Below are 14,188 nucleotides of genomic sequence, written 5' to 3' on the forward strand. Positions count from 1 at the left end.
TCGTTTTGGAGCCCGGCGCCTTTGATCAATAGGATCCGCCGATGATCAGAACACATCGGCCGGCGGCAGGAGTCTGTGCTCTGCTCGCCGCCCTGGCGGCCGGGATCGCGTTCCCCGGCCATGCGGTCGCCGACGAGACCGAACAGGCCGCTCCCAAGGTGGAGCTCGTACTGGACGTCAGCGGTTCCATGCGGACGGCGGACATCGACGGCGGGACGCGCATGGCCGCGGCCAAGCAGGCGTTCAACGAGGTGCTGGACGCGACGCCCGAGGGGGTCCAGCTCGGCATCCGCACCCTGGGCGCCAACTACCGCGGCAACGACCGCAAGGAGGGCTGCAAGGACACCGCGCAGCTGTACCCGGTCGGCACGCTGGACCGCACCGAGGCGAAGACCGCCGTCGCCACCCTCTCGCCGACCGGCTGGACGCCGATCGGCCCCGCGCTGCTCAAGGCGGCCGACGACCTCCAGGGCGGTGCCGGGACCCGCCGGATCGTCCTGATCAGCGACGGCGAGGACACCTGCCAGCCGCTGGACCCGTGCGAGGTGGCCCGCGAGATCGCCGCCAAGGGCGTCGGGCTGACCATCGACACCCTCGGCCTGGTGCCGGACGCCAAGACCCGCGACCAGCTCAGCTGCATCGCGGACGCGACCGGTGGCACCTACACCTCCGTCCAGCACAAGGAGGAACTGACCGACCGGGTCGGCCAGTTGGTGGACCGGGCGGCGGACCCCGTGGTCACGCCGGTGGCCACCGAGGGGACGGACCAGTGCTCGTCCGCGCCCGCGCTGAAGTCGGGGCTGTTCACCGACCGCGAGGAGTTCGGGCAGCAGCGCTGGTACAAGGTGGACGTCAACCCCGGCCAGGAGCTGCGCGCTTCGGTGAGCGTCGCGGCCGACCGGGCCGTCAACGCCGACTACGGCGTGCTGCTGCGCGCGGTGACCGTGCACGGGCGGGAGATCGTGCGCGGCGAGGCGTCGGGCCTCGGGCGTACGGACGTCATCTCGACCGGGCTGCGATACCCGAAGGCGGAGAGCGACGACGACGAGGACACCACCCCGGAGACCGTCTGCCTCCAGGTGACCAACTCCTTCTCGGCCGCGTCCGGGGTGAAGACCAGCCCCGGTCTGCCGGTGGAGCTGACGGTGGACGTGGTGGACGGGCCGTCGAAGGCGAGCGACGTCGCCTCCTTCGGTCTGGGCCGCGGCTGGTGGCTGCTCGGCGCGCTGGTGCTGACCGGCTTCCTCGCGGGTCTGCTGTGGGGCTGGGTGTCGCGCTGGCGGGTCGCGGTCTGGAGGACCAACTGATGTCGATCACACGTGTGTTGAGTGCCGCCCTGCTGGTGGTTGGGCTGGCGGCGGGACCGGCGGCCGCGGATTCCTCCCCCTCCCCCAGCGCCTCGCAGGACAGCGGCGCGCCCACCCAGGCGGGCACGTCCTTCCGTACCGCGGCCGAGATCGACCAGGGACAGCAGGCGACGGCCAGCGGGTCGACGGGCGACTACCTGTACTGGTCCTTCCCGGCCGACGCCGGCCAGCGACCCGACGTCAGGGCGACGGTGAAGCTGCCTGACTCGCACGCCGGGCAGACCTGGCAGCTCGACGTGTACGACGGGCTGCGGCGCCGGCAGGCCTGCCAGTACGGCGCGCAGACCCGCACGGCCGCGCAGGGCGCCGCCTCGGTGGAGCTGGCGTGCGTGATGCGCACCGTGCGCGCCTGGTCGGAGCCGTGGGCCGACGACCCGCTGCCCGGCACGTACTACATCCGGCTGACGGTGGTGGACCTGACCTCGGCCGACCTCGGCCAGCCGGTGAGCGCCGAGGTGAAGGTGGACTCCAAGGACATCGGCGGCTCGGCGGCGGTGGACGGCTCGCTGGCCGAGCCGCTGGTGCCGGGGATCGCGGTCAAGTCCTCCTCGGGCGACAGCAGTTCCGCGTCCGACGACAGCTCCTCGTCCACGAGGTCGGCGGTGCTGTCCAGCATCGAGCCCGACGACGGCTGGTCCTCCGGCTGGTGGAGCGACCGCTGGGTGTGGACCGGGATCGGCGGCGTGCTGGCCGCGCTGGCGGGGATCGGCGGGTACGCGCTGACCCGGGGGTCGGGCCGGCCGAGGAGTGTGCCGCCGGGCATGTGATCCGACACGGATTCCGGTGACTGGGCCCCCGTTCGCGGCGGCCCAGTCGCCGTTTTCAGGCGTCCCGCAGCTCCTTGGCCAGCGCCCCGTCCCCGGTCACCGTCACCCGTCCGTCCCGTACCGCCTCCACCAGCCCCAACTCGCCCCGGGCCAGGGCGGTACCCGTCCCGGCGTCGAGCACGAGCCGGGCGTCGGGTTCGGCCGGTGCCGGGCCGTCGCCGTACACCGGGCCGTCCTCCGCTCCGACGCGCAGGTGGAAGTCCCCCTCCCCCAGCCGGACTTCGACGAGCCCCTCGCCCGCCAGGGCCCGCAGCAGCGGCAGCGCGAACCAGTGGGCGCGTACCGCGTCGGTGGGCCGGCGCTCGCCCAGTTCGGGCTCGCCCCACTTGCCCAGCGCCTGCAGCACCGGGAGCAGCTCCCGCCCCCGCGTGGTGAGTTCGTAGACGTATGCCGCCCCCGGCGGAGGCAGCCGCCGCCTGGTCGCGAGACCGTCCCGCTCCATGTCCTTCAGCCGGGAGGCGAGGACGTCCGTGCTGACCCCCGGCAGATCCGCGTGCAGGTCCGTGTAGCGGCGCGGACCGGCGAGCAGCTCCCGGACGATCAGCAGGGTCCAGCGGTCGCCGACGACGTCGAGGGCGCGGGCCGCGGAACAGTACTGGTCGTAGCTTCGGCGAGGTGGCATGCGACGCAGTCTAGACAAGATGTTGGACTTTCCAAGCTCCCACTTGGTAAAACCAAGCAACACGAGTTTCCGGAGGGGCGCAATGGAGTTCCGGCAGTCCAACAAGCTCAGCGAGGTCTGTTACGAGATCCGCGGACCGGTGATCGAGCACGCCAACGCGCTGGAGGAGGCGGGCCACAGCGTGCTGCGCCTGAACACCGGCAATCCGGCGCTGTTCGGTTTCGAGGCGCCGGAGGAGATCCTCCAGGACATGATCCGGATGCTTCCGCAGGCACACGGCTACACCGACTCGCGGGGCATCCTCTCCGCCCGCCGGGCGGTGGCCGGGCGCTACCAGACGCTGGGCCTGGAGGTGGGCGTCGACGACGTGTTCCTCGGCAACGGCGTCTCGGAGCTGGTCTCCATGGCCGTGCAGGCGCTCGTCGAGGACGGCGACGAGATCCTCATCCCGGCCCCGGACTTCCCGCTCTGGACCGCGGTGACCACCCTCGCCGGCGGCAAGGCGGTGCACTACCTCTGCGACGAGCAGGCCGACTGGTACCCGGACCTGGCCGACATGGAGTCCAAGATCACGGACCGCACCAAGGCCGTCGTGATCATCAACCCGAACAACCCGACCGGCGCGGTCTACCCCCGGGAGATCCTGGAGGGCATCCTCGACCTGGCCCGCCGGCACGGCCTGATGGTCTTCGCGGACGAGATCTACGACCAGATCCTGTACGACGACGCCGTCCACCACTCCACCGCGGCGCTCGCCCCCGACCTGGTGGTCCTCACCTTCTGCGGCCTGTCCAAGACCTACCGGGTGGCCGGCTTCCGCTCGGGCTGGCTGGTGGTCACCGGCCCGAAGCAGCACGCCAGGGACTACCTGGAGGGCCTCACCATGCTGGCCTCCATGCGGCTGTGCGCCAACGCCCCCGCCCAGTACGCCATCCAGGCCGCGCTCGGCGGCCGCCAGTCCGTCCGCGAACTGGTCACCCCCGGCGGCAGGCTGTACGAGCAGCGCAACGTGGCCTGGGAGAAGCTCAACGAGATCCCCGGCGTCTCGTGCGTCAAGCCGAAGGGCGCCCTCTACGCCTTCGCCCGCATCGACCCCAAGATGCACCCCATCCACGACGACGAGAGGTTCGTCCTGGACCTGCTGCTCCAGGAGAAGATCCAGGTCGTCCAGGGCACCGGCTTCAACTGGCCCGCCACCGACCACTTCCGCATCCTCACCCTGCCCCACGCGGAGACCCTGGAGACGGCGATCGGCCGGATCGGGCGGTTCCTGAGCGGCTATCGGCAGTAGTCGTGCGGTAGTGGTCCGCGGCCGTCCGGGTATGCCGTCCTCATGACCCAGCGGCCTCTGCTCCTCCTCGACGTCGACGGCCCCCTGAACCCCTTCCGGGCCCGGTTCCTGCGGCACCGCGGGTACGTGACCCGCCGGCTGCACCCCGCCAACTGGTCCGCCCGCCAGCGGCCCGGCTCCCGGGCGCTGCGCCGGGGGCTGCGGGTGCGGCTGCATCCGGGGCACGGGGCCCGGCTGCTCGCACTGCCGTACGAACTGGCATGGGCCACCACCTGGATGCACCAGGCCAACGAGATGATCGGGCCGGTCGTCGGGCTGCCCGAGCTGCCCGTCATCGAGTGGCCGGAGCTGTTCGCGAAGGATCCGGACGGCCTGTACTGGAAGACGCGGACCGTCCTGGCGTGGGCGGCCGGGCGGCCGTTCGTGTGGGTGGACGACATGGTCACCGAACTCGACGTCCGCCATGTCGCCGAGCACCACGACGGGCCCGCACTGCTCCTTCCGGTGGATCCCCGGCACGGTCTGCGGGCGCGTGACTTCGCCGAACTGGAGCGCTGGGCTCTTAGCCTCTGACGTATGGCTGATGTCTTTCTCGTCCGGCACGGTGAGACCGAGTGGTCGCGGTCCGGACGGCATACCGGGTGGACCGACGTGCCGCTCACCGAGCACGGCAGGGACGAGGCGCGCCGGCTGGAGCCGCTGATCCGCTCGCACCGCATCGGTGCCGCCTTCGTCAGTCCGCTGCAGCGGGCCCGCGAGACCGCCGAGCTGATCGGGGTGCCCGACGCCCGGGTCGACGACGACCTGCGGGAGTGGGACTACGGCGGCTACGAGGGCGTGACCACCGTCGAGATCCAGCGCACCCGGCCCGGCTGGTTCCTGTTCACGGACGGGGTCGCGCCCGGCCCGCCGGACCATCCCGGGGAGAGCCCGGAGCAGGTCGGGGAGCGGGCCGACCGGGTGCTGGCCAAGATCGGGGCGGCCCTCGCCAATACGGAGGGGGTCGTCCTGCTGGTCGCCCACGGGCACTTCCTGCGCGTCCTGACCGCCCGCCGACTCGGCCTGCCGCCGTCCGGCGGGGCCCTGTTCCAGCTGGCGACCGGGACCCTGTGCCGGCTGGGCACGGAGCACGAGCGACCGGTGATCGCGGGGTGGAACATCCGGCCCGGCGGATAGCGGGACCGCGTTGTCAGTGCCCGGCCGTAGCCTTCGGAGAAGGGATCCGGAGACGGGATCAGTACCGCGCTCGACGCCGGGGAGGTGTGCACCGTGACCCGACCGCCCACCGCCGCCCAGCAGCGGGTCATCGACGCCGCCGACCCGGTCACCGGGCGGCTGCGGGGCACCGAGGCCCAGCTGGCGGCACTGGTGAGGCACGGGCTCGCCTTCCGGCACCCGCGCCCGCCGCACGAGCACTTCCTGACGCCGGCCGGGCACCGGATACGGGAGGTTACGGAGCCGCCGGCCGCGGCGGAGCCCCGGGCCGTGGCGGAGCCCGAGCCGACCGGGGGCTTCGCCGCGCGCGTCGGCGGCGAGGGGGCGGCCGAGGCCGGGCCGGCCCGGGTCCGCGAGGTGCACAGCGCCTGGCAGGGGCTGCTGGAGCTGCGCCGGATGACCAATCCCGACAGCGCCACCGACCGGCCGTGCGGCTGGGAGCGGGCGCATCTGGTGCGGGCCGCCGCGCTCGCCCTGGAGGCGGGCGGACAGCCGCCCGAGGGTCCGGACACCCCCGGGTACCGGGTGCGGGCCACCCCGCAGCCGGAGGCGGTCGCCGTGTACGCGCCGGAGGGCGAGCCCTTGCGGGCGTGTGCGGCCACCCTGGAGCGGGCGGGCTGGCAGACCGGCGAGTACACGGAGCCGCGGACGAGAACGCGCTATCTGCTGGCATCGCCGCGCCGGGTGTGACGGGCGTGTCAGGATGCCGCCAAAGGATCAGTGCGCCGTACACGAGACGACGTACACGAGACGTCGCAGGCGAGACGTCATACGTGAGACGTCGTACGCGAGAAGGGGAAGCCGTGAGCGAACCGTATTCCGTCCGGGTGACCGTCCGTGGCTACGAGACCGATGTGCAGGGGCACCTGAACCAGGCGGTGTACCTCAACTACGCCGAGCACGCCCGCTGGTCGCTGCTCCGGGCGGCCGGGGTCGGCCAGGCCGGGCTGATAGGGCGGGGAGTCGGACCGGTGACGCTGGAGACGACCATCCGCTACAAGCGGGAACTGCTCGCCGGTGACGAGGTCGACGTGACCTGCGCGTTCGAGTGGGGCACCGGCAAAACGTTCCGCGTGCTGCAGAAAATCACCAAGGCGGACGGCACTCTGGCCGCGGAGATCGACGCGGTCGGCGGGCTGCTGGACCTGAAGGCCCGGAAGCTGGTCGCCGATCCGCGCGAGATCTTCGAGGAACTCACCTCGATGCCGGAGCTGTTCGGGCTCTGACGCGGTCCGCGCCGTCCGCACGGCGGTCTACGCGTCGAGCAGTTCCGGCTGGTGCTCGGCGTCGTAGACCGCGCGGGACTGCGCGATGTAGTGGCGGTGGTGCCCGGCCCAGTCGGTCAGCCGCTGCAGGGTCTCGTGCAACTCCAGCGCCACCGGGGTGAGTTCGTACTCCACGCGCGGCGGCACGGTCGGGTACACCGTGCGGGTCACCAGGCCGTCGCGCTCCAGGTTGCGCAGGGTGAGGGTCAGCATCCGGCGGCTGATGCCCTCGATGCCGCGCTCCAGTTCCGTGAAGCGGATGGGGCCGCGCGAGGCCGCCACCAGGATCTGCACGCTCCATTTGCCGGCCACCCTGTCAAGAACCTCGCGGACCGGGCATGCGTGCGCGTTCACGACCTGGCTGGTAACACCGCTGTTCGGCTGGGTCATCCAGCTGCCTCCTTACGCCGTCCTCTCATGGTCACTCACCATGAACCCCGTTACGAGTCGTGCACCTGGCGCACGACCGGTTCCTGTTGATGTCCACGGCGAGCTACGGCGATTGCGGAGGCCAGAAGGCCATGTCGACCACGACCGGCGCACCGGCCGCACCGGTGACTCCTTCTCGAACATACCTGCGCCGGGCGTCCCTCGCCGTCCTGTGCGCGGGTGCGCTGATGACGATCCCGGGTGGTGAACGCCGATCTGATCCCGTTCGGGGGACTGCTGCTGCTGTTCGGCCGTCTGGGTGATCTGGTGGGCCGGAAGCGGATGTTCACGGCCGGGCTCGCCCTGTTCACCGCGGCCTCCGTGGCGTGCGGGCCGGCGACGGGCCGGGGCGCACTGATCGCGGCGCGGGCGGTGCAGGGCGCGGGCGGCGCGATGACCTCGGCCGTGGTGCTCGGCATGCTGGTGTCCGCGGGGGCGCCGACGGTCCGGGGGCGGTTCTGGTCACCGGCGCGCTGATGCTCACCGTCTACGCCATCGTCGGCCCCGGCGCGCCTGAACAGGGCGCGGGCGGCGCGCCCGAACCGAACGGGGCCGGCGCGCCCGAACCGAACGGGGCCGGCGCGCCCGAACCGAACGGGGCCGGCGCGCCCGAACCGAACGGGGGCCGGTCGCTCAGGACCCCGCGAAGGCTTCCCGGTGGTCCTCGGCCCACTCCCGGTAGGTCCGGGCCGGCCGGCCGAGCACCTCCCGGGCGTCCTCGGTGAGCACCGCGTTGCCTCCGGCGCGGACGAACGCCAGGCCGGTCAGGACGCCGTCCACCTGGGCCCCCTCCATGCCCCAGGCCGTGCGGAGGAAGTCGCGGGTCTCGTCCGGGGACAGGTCGCGGGTCGGGACCGGGCGGCCCAGGACCTCGGCGAGCACGGCGGCCTGACCGGGGACGGTGATCGCCTCGGGACCGGTCAGGGTGTACGTCCGCCCCGCGTGCCCGGCGTCGAGCAGGGCCCGCACCGCCGCCTCGGCGATGTCGCGGGGGTCGATCACGCCCGAGGCGCCGTCCCCGGTCATGTTGGGTACCGGCTCACCCGTGCGCAGGGCCTGCAGCCAGGTCAGCGTGTTGGAGGCGAACGACGAGGGCCGCAGCACCGTCCAGGCGAGTCCGCTGTCCCGCACGGCCCGCTCCCCGGCCACGTGCCAGGAGCCGGAGGGACCCGAACCCGGATCGCCGGTCGCGATGGCGGACAGCTTCACCAGCCGCTCCGCTCCGGCGGTCCGGGCCGCGGCGGCCAGGGCCGCGTCCTGTCCCTCGTCGGGACCGGCCGGCCTGAGCAGGAACACGGCCGTCACGCCGGCCAGCGCGGCCTCCAGGGACGCCGGTTCGGCGTAGTCCCCGCGCACCACCTCCACCCCGGCGGGCACCGTCGCCTTCGCCGGGTCGCGGGTGAGCGCGCGCACCTTGGCGCCGCGTCCGGCCAGTTGTCGTACGACGTCACGTCCGATGGTGCCCGTGGCACCCGTCACCAGAATCATGCGGTCCACGGTGGTCCCGCCGGGGCGCCCTTCTCTTGGAAATTCCGGCACGGCCGGGCCGCCCGGACGGCGGCGCGGGTCGCTTACGGTGGAAAGGTGCCGATGACCATCGCCGAGCCGCTCGCGACCGTGCCCGACGCGCTGCGCCCCTGGGTGGCGGGGGTGCGGACCATGTCCTTCGCGGAGCCCCCCGAGGGGACGTTCGTCCAGCTGCCGGACGCGTTGACCAAGGTGGTGCTGCGGGTGACGGCGGACGGGCAGCGTGACGTCCTCGCGGTCGGGCCGCGGGTGCGGGCCGCCTACCACGAGGGGAAGCCGCACATCTCGTGCGTGGAGCTGGTCCTCGCTCCGGGCACCGCCCGCGCCCTGCTGGGGGTGTCGGCCGCCGGGCTGGTCGGCCGGGTGGTGCCGCTGGACGCCCTGCCGGGCGGGGTGGCCCGCCGGTTCGCCCGTGAGGTGCGGTGGCTGGACCCGCCGGCGGCGCTGCCGCGGATCGCCGAGGTGCTGCCCGGGATGCTGTCGGAGCGGACGGACGCGGGCCGGACGGCGTTGCTGCGGGCGGGCGTGGACGCGCTGTCCGTGCGGCTGGACCGGGCGCCCGCGCAGGTACGGGACGTGGCCCGGGAACTGGCCGTCAGCGAACGCCAGTTGCGCAACCTGTTCACCGACGGCGTCGGGGTCTCCCCCAAGCACTACGCCCGTATCGACCGCGTCCGCACGGTCGCTGCCCGCGCGGGCAGCGTCGGCTGGTCCGAACTGGCCGCCGCCACCGGCTACTTCGACCAGTCGCACATGACGACCGACTTCCGTGCCCTGATGGGCGTCCCGCCCCGCTCGTACTTCACGGGCCGGCTGCCCGCGACCACGCCCTGCCAGGCGATCCGGACCCGGCGGCCCTGACCCCGGGTGCGGCGTCGCGGTCCCAGGTGGCGGGCGTGACCCCCCGTTCCCGCAGTGCCGCCTTGCGCACCTTGCCGGTCTCGGTGAGCGGCAGTTCGCCGACCGCCTCGATGTAGCGGGGCACGGCGAACGCGGGCAGTTCGCGGGCGCAGTGCCGGGCCGGGTCCGCCGGTCCGGGTGAGATGCCGCCACAGGGCATGCCGAGGACGGGCAGGGTGACGGCGACGGCGAAGACCCCGTCGCTGAGGGCCTCCACCCGGTCCGACTCGTTCCTGACGCACTCCCCGTCGGCCCGAGGTGACTTTCTACCGCCGGCCCGGCTCCTGCGTCACGTGATCGACTGAGGTGCCGCGAGCGGTACGGCGGTCTCCGTCGTCGTCGCCCTCGCCTCCGCGCGCCGCCGACCCAGGTGGTTGAAGACCAGGTTCAGCACCACCGCGGTCACGCACCCGGTCGAGATCCCCGAGTCGAGGACGATCCGGGCGGTCTCCGGGAAGGCGTGGTAGAAGTCCGGCTCGGTGATCGGGATGATGCCGACGGCGAGGGAGACGGCGACGACCAGGACGTTCTCACCCTTGTCCAGGCCGGCCCCGACCAGGTTCTGGATGCCGCTGGCCGCCACCGACCCGAACAGGACCACGCCCGCGCCGCCCAGGACCGGACGGGGTACGACGGCGATCAGCGAGGCGGCCATCGGGCACAGCCCCATCAGCACCAGGAAGCCGCCGCCGGCCGCGACCACGAACCGGCTGCGGATCCGGGTCATCGCGACCAGGCCGATGTTCTGCGCGAACGCGCTGCACATGAACCCGTTGAAGAGCGGGCTGAGCGCCGAGCCGAGGGTGTCGGCGCGCAGCCCGGCCGCGATCGTCCGCTCGTCGGCGGGGCGTTCGACGATCTCGCCCAGCGCCAGCATGTCCGCGGTCGACTCGGTCATCGAGACCACCATCACCACGCACATGGAGAGGATCGCGGCGAGCTGGAACTGCGGGGCGCCGAAGTGGAAGGGCGTCGGGAAGCCGAGCACGTCGGCGTCCGCGACCGGGCCGAAGTCGGTGACGCCGAACGGGATCGCGACGACGGTGCCGGCGACCAGGCCGAGCAGCACGGCGATCTGCTTGGCGAAGCCGTGGGTGAAGCGGCGAAGGAGCAGGACGATGAGGAGAGTTGCGGCGGCCAGCCCCAGGTACCCGGCCGAGCCGTAGTCCTTGGCCGCCGGGTCGGGGCCCTGTGCCCAGCCGAAGGCGACCGGGAGCAGCGAGACGCCGATGAGCGTGATGACCGTGCCGGTGACGACGGGCGGGAAGAAGCGGATGGCCTTGCTGAAGAAAGGGGCGGCGAGGAAGCCGAGCAGGCCGGCGACGATCACCGCGCCGAAGATGACGGGCAGGGCGTCGGACCTGTCGTGGGTGGACGCGGCTATCGCGGTCATCGGGGCGACCCCGGCGAAGGTGACACCGTTGACGAAGGGCAGCCGGGCGCCGATCTTCCAGACGCCGAGGGTCTGGAGGAAGGTGGCGAGGCCCGCGGTGAAGAGGCAGGCGGCGGTCAGGAAGGTCAGTTCGGCGCCGGTGAGGCCGATGGCCGCGCCGACGATCAGGGGCGGGGCGACCACTCCGGCGTACATGGCGGCCACGTGCTGCAGGCCCGTGGTGGCCATTTTCAGGGCGGGGAGTTTCTCGTCGACGGGGTGCACTGGTTGCGCGGACACTGCGGCTCTCCTCCGGTCGGTTACGCATCGGCTCTGACGCGGGTTTCAGGGAGGTGGTGCGGGTGATCGAGGTCGTGCGGGACCCGAGAGGAGGACGGTGACCGTTCCCGGGCGCGCGCAGGGCAGCGCGCGCCCGGGAGGCGGCCGCCGTGGGCCCTTTCGGGGTCCACGGCCACCGGCCGGGAGCCGTCCCTCCCGACCGGAGCTCAAGTGCTGTGCGGAGAAGTGGGGTTACCGCCCGGCGATGTCCGCCAGCCGCCGGGCCTCGGCCCGGGTCGCGCGAGCGATGGCGTCCTCGTCGACGTGCAGCAACCGGTTGTCCTCGACGATCTGACGGCCGTTCACGAAGGAGGCGGTGACCGGGGCGGCGGCGCCGAGGACCAGGGCGGTCACCGGGTCGGCGATGGAGGAGTGGGCGAGGGTGTCCAGCTTCCAGAGGACCAGGTCGGCGAGCTTGCCGGGTTCGAGGGAGCCGATCTGGCCGGCCCGGCCGAGGACCTGGGCGCCGCCGTAGGTGCCGAGGCGCAGCGCCTGGCGGGCGTTCAGGGCCGCCTCCCGGTGCGCGCCGAGGCGGTTGATCAGCAGCGCGTTGCGCAGTTCGGTGTGGAGTTCGCCGGACTCGTTGGACGCGGTGCCGTCGACGCCGAGGCCGACCGGGACGCCGGCGGCGAGCATGTCGGGGACGCGCGCGATCCCGGCCGCGAGGCGGGCGTTGGAGGACGGGCAGTGGGCGACGCCCGTCCTCGTACGGGCGAACGCGGCGATGTCGGAGTCGTTCATGTGGACGCAGTGCGCCATCCACACGTCCTCGCCGAGCCAGCCGGTGGACTCGAAGTAGTCGGTCGGGCCCATCCCGAACAGTTCCTTGCAGAACTGCTCCTCCTCGACGGTCTCCGAGCCGTGCGTGTGCAGCCGCACCCCGAGCCGGCGGGCCAGCTCGGCTCCCTGTCGCAGGAGTTCGGTGGAGACGGAGAACGGTGAGCAGGGCGCGACGGCCACCTGGGTCATGGCGTCGAAGGAGGCGTCGTGGTGCTCCGCGACGGTGGCCTCGGTGGCGGTGAGGGCGCCCTCGAGGGTCTCGACGGCGAAGTCCGGGGGCAGTCCGCCGTCCTTCTCGCTGCGGTCCATGGAGCCGCGGGCGAGGGTGAAGCGGACGCCGGTCTCGCGGGCGGCGCGGATGATCGCGCCGGAGAGGTCGCCGGCGTCCTTCGGGTAGACGTAGTGGTGGTCCATCGCGGTGGTGACACCGCCGCGGGCCATCATGGCGAGCGAGCCCTGCGCGGCCGCGTACACCATGGGCTCGTCGATGCGCGCCCAGGTCGGGTAGAGGGCGACGAGCCAGTTGAAGAGGTTGTGGTCGGTGGCCAGGCCCCGGGTGATCCACTGGTAGTAGTGGTGGTGGGTGTTGACCAGGCCGGGGGTCACCAGATGGCCGGTGGCGTCGACACGGCGTACGACGTTCTCCAGGCCCTCGGGTGCCCTGCCCGCGCCGAGCGACTCGATGCGGTTGCCGGCGATGACGATGTGCCCGGTGGCGTACTCGGTGTCGTGGGCGTCGACGGTCGCGATCGAACAGTTCTCGATGACGATGCGCTGGTCTGCTGCCATGATTCGTCCTTTTCGCTCAGTGGACTTGGGGAGTGGGCACGGCAGGACCCTGGGGATTTGAGTGCCGCGGCCGGGGAGTGGGGCTCCCCGGCCGAGGGTGCCGAGAAAGGGTGGGTCAGAGGTTGGTGAGGTCCACCGGAATCCTCGCCTCGCAGCCGTCGCGGAGGATGGTCGCCTCGATCAGGCCGTAGGGCCGGTCGGCGGCGTAGTACACCTCGTTGTCGTTCTTCAGCCCGAACGGCTCCAGGTCGACGAGGAAGTGGTGCTTGTTCGGCAGCGAGAAACGGACCTCGTCGATCTCGCCACGGTTGTTGATGATGCGCGAACCCATCTGGTAGAGCGTCTGCTGCAGCGACAGGGAGTAGGTCTCGGCGAAGGCCTGGAGCATGTGCTTCTTGGTCTGCTCGTAGGACTTCTCCCAGTGGGGCATCTTCTGCTCGTCGTCGGTCCAGTTGAACCGCCAGCGGGCGGAGACCTGGGTGGCCAGGATGCGGTCGTACGCCTCGGGGAGGGTCGTGTACCTGTCCTTGACGTAGCCCCAGAACTCGGAGTTGGTCGAGTTCATCACGACCAGGTCCTTCAGGCCGGAGACGATCTCCCACGACGCGCCGTCGTACGTGATCTGGGTGAGCCGGGTCTCCTGGCCCTTGCGCACGAACGAGTGCTTGACCTCGTCGGCGCCGATGAACTTCGAGTTGGCGTCCGAGGCCTCGATGCGCTCCCAGGCGTACTCCTCGATGCGGATCCGGGCCCGGTGGATGGGCTCCTGCGAGGTCACGAAGTGCCGGGCGAGGTGGATGCCGAACTGCTCGGCGGACTCGATGCCGTGCTCCTTGGCGAACGCGAACACCGTGTTCTTGGTGGTGTCGGTCGGCAGCACGTTGGCGTTGGAGCCGGAGTAGTGGACCTCGTCCATGTCGCCGGAGAGCGACACGGAGACGTTGAGGTCCTTGATGTGGTGGGTGGCACCGTCCCGCGTGATCTTGACGACCCGGTTCTCGGCCTTGCCGTACTGGTTCTGTCCCAGGATGGTGGGCATGTAGCTAGCTCCCTCGGTAAACGGAGTAGCCGAACGGGTTGAGCAGCAGCGGTACGTGGTAGTGCTCGCCCGGTACGACGGCGAAGGTGATCGCCACCTCCGGGAAGAACACGGCCGGTCCGCTGTCCCGATTCGCGGGGGCGTCCTGCTGCGCATCGGCTTGCTTCTTCTCGAAATACGGCTCCACGGCGAAGTCGAGCCGTACGTGTGTGGTCCCCTCCGGCAGGTCCGGAAGGTCCTTGCACCGGCCGTCCGCGTCGGTCGCGGAACCGCCGAGCGCCTGCCAGTCCGCCTCCCGGCCGCCGCGGGCGGAGAGCCGGACGGCGACGCTCCCGGCGGGGCGGCCGACGCTGGTGTCCAGGATGTGGGTGGACACGGAGGCGGTGGTGCTGGTGCTCATGGTGTCAGGCGTCCTCTTCAGTCTGC

At 72.0% G+C, this 14,188-nt stretch carries 16 protein-coding genes and 1 pseudogene; 9 read left to right on the forward strand and 8 right to left on the reverse strand.

The annotated features are described in order from the left end of the window. Positions 1 to 41 precede the first annotated feature (41 nt). Entirely contained in the window at positions 42 to 1,307 is a 1,266-nt protein-coding gene (locus ACIQVL_RS09655; RefSeq protein ID WP_403429941.1) for a VWA domain-containing protein, read from the forward strand. Then, complete coding sequence (locus tag ACIQVL_RS09660; RefSeq protein ID WP_403474943.1) at positions 1,307 to 2,134, forward strand: hypothetical protein; 828 nt, start codon at positions 1,307 to 1,309, stop codon at positions 2,132 to 2,134. Before ACIQVL_RS09655 ends, ACIQVL_RS09660 begins: the two co-directional genes overlap by 1 nt. A 55-nt stretch (positions 2,135 to 2,189) precedes the next feature. Here the strand turns inward: ACIQVL_RS09660 and ACIQVL_RS09665 are convergent, their stop codons facing one another. Beyond that, the gene (locus ACIQVL_RS09665) at positions 2,190 to 2,816 is read right to left on the reverse strand and encodes a winged helix-turn-helix transcriptional regulator (protein WP_403474944.1); all 627 of its coding nucleotides are present in this window, start codon (positions 2,814 to 2,816) and stop codon (positions 2,190 to 2,192) included. Between the two features lie 82 nt (positions 2,817 to 2,898). Between ACIQVL_RS09665 and ACIQVL_RS09670 the strand changes: the two genes are divergently transcribed. The 5 genes from ACIQVL_RS09670 (at position 2,899) to ACIQVL_RS09690 (ending at position 6,548) form a co-directional block, all read left to right on the forward strand. Continuing rightward, on the forward strand, positions 2,899 to 4,107 hold the full coding sequence (locus ACIQVL_RS09670; RefSeq protein ID WP_403429945.1) for a pyridoxal phosphate-dependent aminotransferase: 1,209 nt from the start codon (positions 2,899 to 2,901) through the stop codon (positions 4,105 to 4,107). A 42-nt stretch (positions 4,108 to 4,149) separates the two neighbouring features. After that, a complete protein-coding gene (locus ACIQVL_RS09675; protein WP_403429947.1) occupies positions 4,150 to 4,680 on the forward strand; it encodes a hypothetical protein in 531 nt (176 codons plus the stop codon). Between the two features lie 3 nt (positions 4,681 to 4,683). Continuing rightward, the gene (locus ACIQVL_RS09680) at positions 4,684 to 5,283 is read left to right on the forward strand and encodes a histidine phosphatase family protein (RefSeq protein ID WP_403429948.1); all 600 of its coding nucleotides are present in this window, start codon (positions 4,684 to 4,686) and stop codon (positions 5,281 to 5,283) included. A 93-nt stretch (positions 5,284 to 5,376) separates the two neighbouring features. Then, positions 5,377 to 6,012, forward strand: coding sequence for a hypothetical protein (locus tag ACIQVL_RS09685; RefSeq protein WP_403474945.1), 636 nt, complete (start codon positions 5,377 to 5,379; stop codon positions 6,010 to 6,012). Between the two features lie 113 nt (positions 6,013 to 6,125). Further along, positions 6,126 to 6,548 (forward strand): acyl-CoA thioesterase, encoded by a 423-nt coding sequence (locus ACIQVL_RS09690; RefSeq protein ID WP_403429952.1) that lies wholly within the window; start codon positions 6,126 to 6,128, stop codon positions 6,546 to 6,548. Between the two features lie 27 nt (positions 6,549 to 6,575). On the opposite strand, the gene ACIQVL_RS09695 is transcribed toward ACIQVL_RS09690, so the two are convergent. After that, positions 6,576 to 6,977: a winged helix-turn-helix transcriptional regulator gene (locus tag ACIQVL_RS09695; protein WP_403474946.1), complete on the reverse strand. Its 402-nt coding sequence runs from the start codon at positions 6,975 to 6,977 to the stop codon at positions 6,576 to 6,578. Between the two features lie 131 nt (positions 6,978 to 7,108). Here ACIQVL_RS09695 and ACIQVL_RS09700 point away from each other — a divergent pair. After that, positions 7,109 to 7,445, forward strand: a pseudogene (locus ACIQVL_RS09700) (MFS transporter); the annotation flags it as partial. 204 nt (positions 7,446 to 7,649) lie between these two features. On the opposite strand, the gene ACIQVL_RS09705 reads toward ACIQVL_RS09700, so the two are convergent. Further along, positions 7,650 to 8,504 (reverse strand): NAD(P)H-binding protein, encoded by an 855-nt coding sequence (locus tag ACIQVL_RS09705; protein WP_403474947.1) that lies wholly within the window; start codon positions 8,502 to 8,504, stop codon positions 7,650 to 7,652. A 102-nt stretch (positions 8,505 to 8,606) separates the two neighbouring features. Here ACIQVL_RS09705 and ACIQVL_RS09710 point away from each other — a divergent pair, with 102 nt between their 5' ends. Further along, complete coding sequence (locus ACIQVL_RS09710; protein WP_403475217.1) at positions 8,607 to 9,404, forward strand: helix-turn-helix domain-containing protein; 798 nt, start codon at positions 8,607 to 8,609, stop codon at positions 9,402 to 9,404. Here the strand turns inward: ACIQVL_RS09710 and ACIQVL_RS09715 are convergent. The 5 genes from ACIQVL_RS09715 to uraH all read right to left on the reverse strand — a co-directional run bounded on the left by ACIQVL_RS09715 (position 9,346) and on the right by uraH (position 14,162). Further along, entirely contained in the window at positions 9,346 to 9,660 is a 315-nt protein-coding gene (locus ACIQVL_RS09715; protein ID WP_403474948.1) for a hypothetical protein, read from the reverse strand. The two genes, ACIQVL_RS09710 and ACIQVL_RS09715, sit on opposite strands and share 59 nt — an antisense overlap. 72 nt (positions 9,661 to 9,732) lie before the next feature. After that, on the reverse strand, positions 9,733 to 11,064 hold the full coding sequence (locus tag ACIQVL_RS09720; protein ID WP_403475218.1) for a nucleobase:cation symporter-2 family protein: 1,332 nt from the start codon (positions 11,062 to 11,064) through the stop codon (positions 9,733 to 9,735). Positions 11,065 to 11,346: 282 nt separating this feature from the next. Continuing rightward, a complete protein-coding gene (locus tag ACIQVL_RS09725; RefSeq protein ID WP_403474949.1) occupies positions 11,347 to 12,723 on the reverse strand; it encodes an 8-oxoguanine deaminase in 1,377 nt (458 codons plus the stop codon). Positions 12,724 to 12,838: 115 nt separating this feature from the next. After that, the gene (gene pucL, locus ACIQVL_RS09730; RefSeq protein WP_403474950.1) at positions 12,839 to 13,762 is read right to left on the reverse strand and encodes a factor-independent urate hydroxylase; all 924 of its coding nucleotides are present in this window, start codon (positions 13,760 to 13,762) and stop codon (positions 12,839 to 12,841) included. 4 nt (positions 13,763 to 13,766) lie between these two features. Continuing rightward, on the reverse strand, positions 13,767 to 14,162 hold the full coding sequence (uraH, locus tag ACIQVL_RS09735) for a hydroxyisourate hydrolase (RefSeq protein ID WP_403429963.1): 396 nt from the start codon (positions 14,160 to 14,162) through the stop codon (positions 13,767 to 13,769). Positions 14,163 to 14,188 lie beyond the last annotated feature (26 nt).

Source organism: Streptomyces sp. NPDC090499 (assembly GCF_044769305.1).
Classification (GTDB): domain Bacteria; phylum Actinomycetota; class Actinomycetes; order Streptomycetales; family Streptomycetaceae; genus Streptomyces.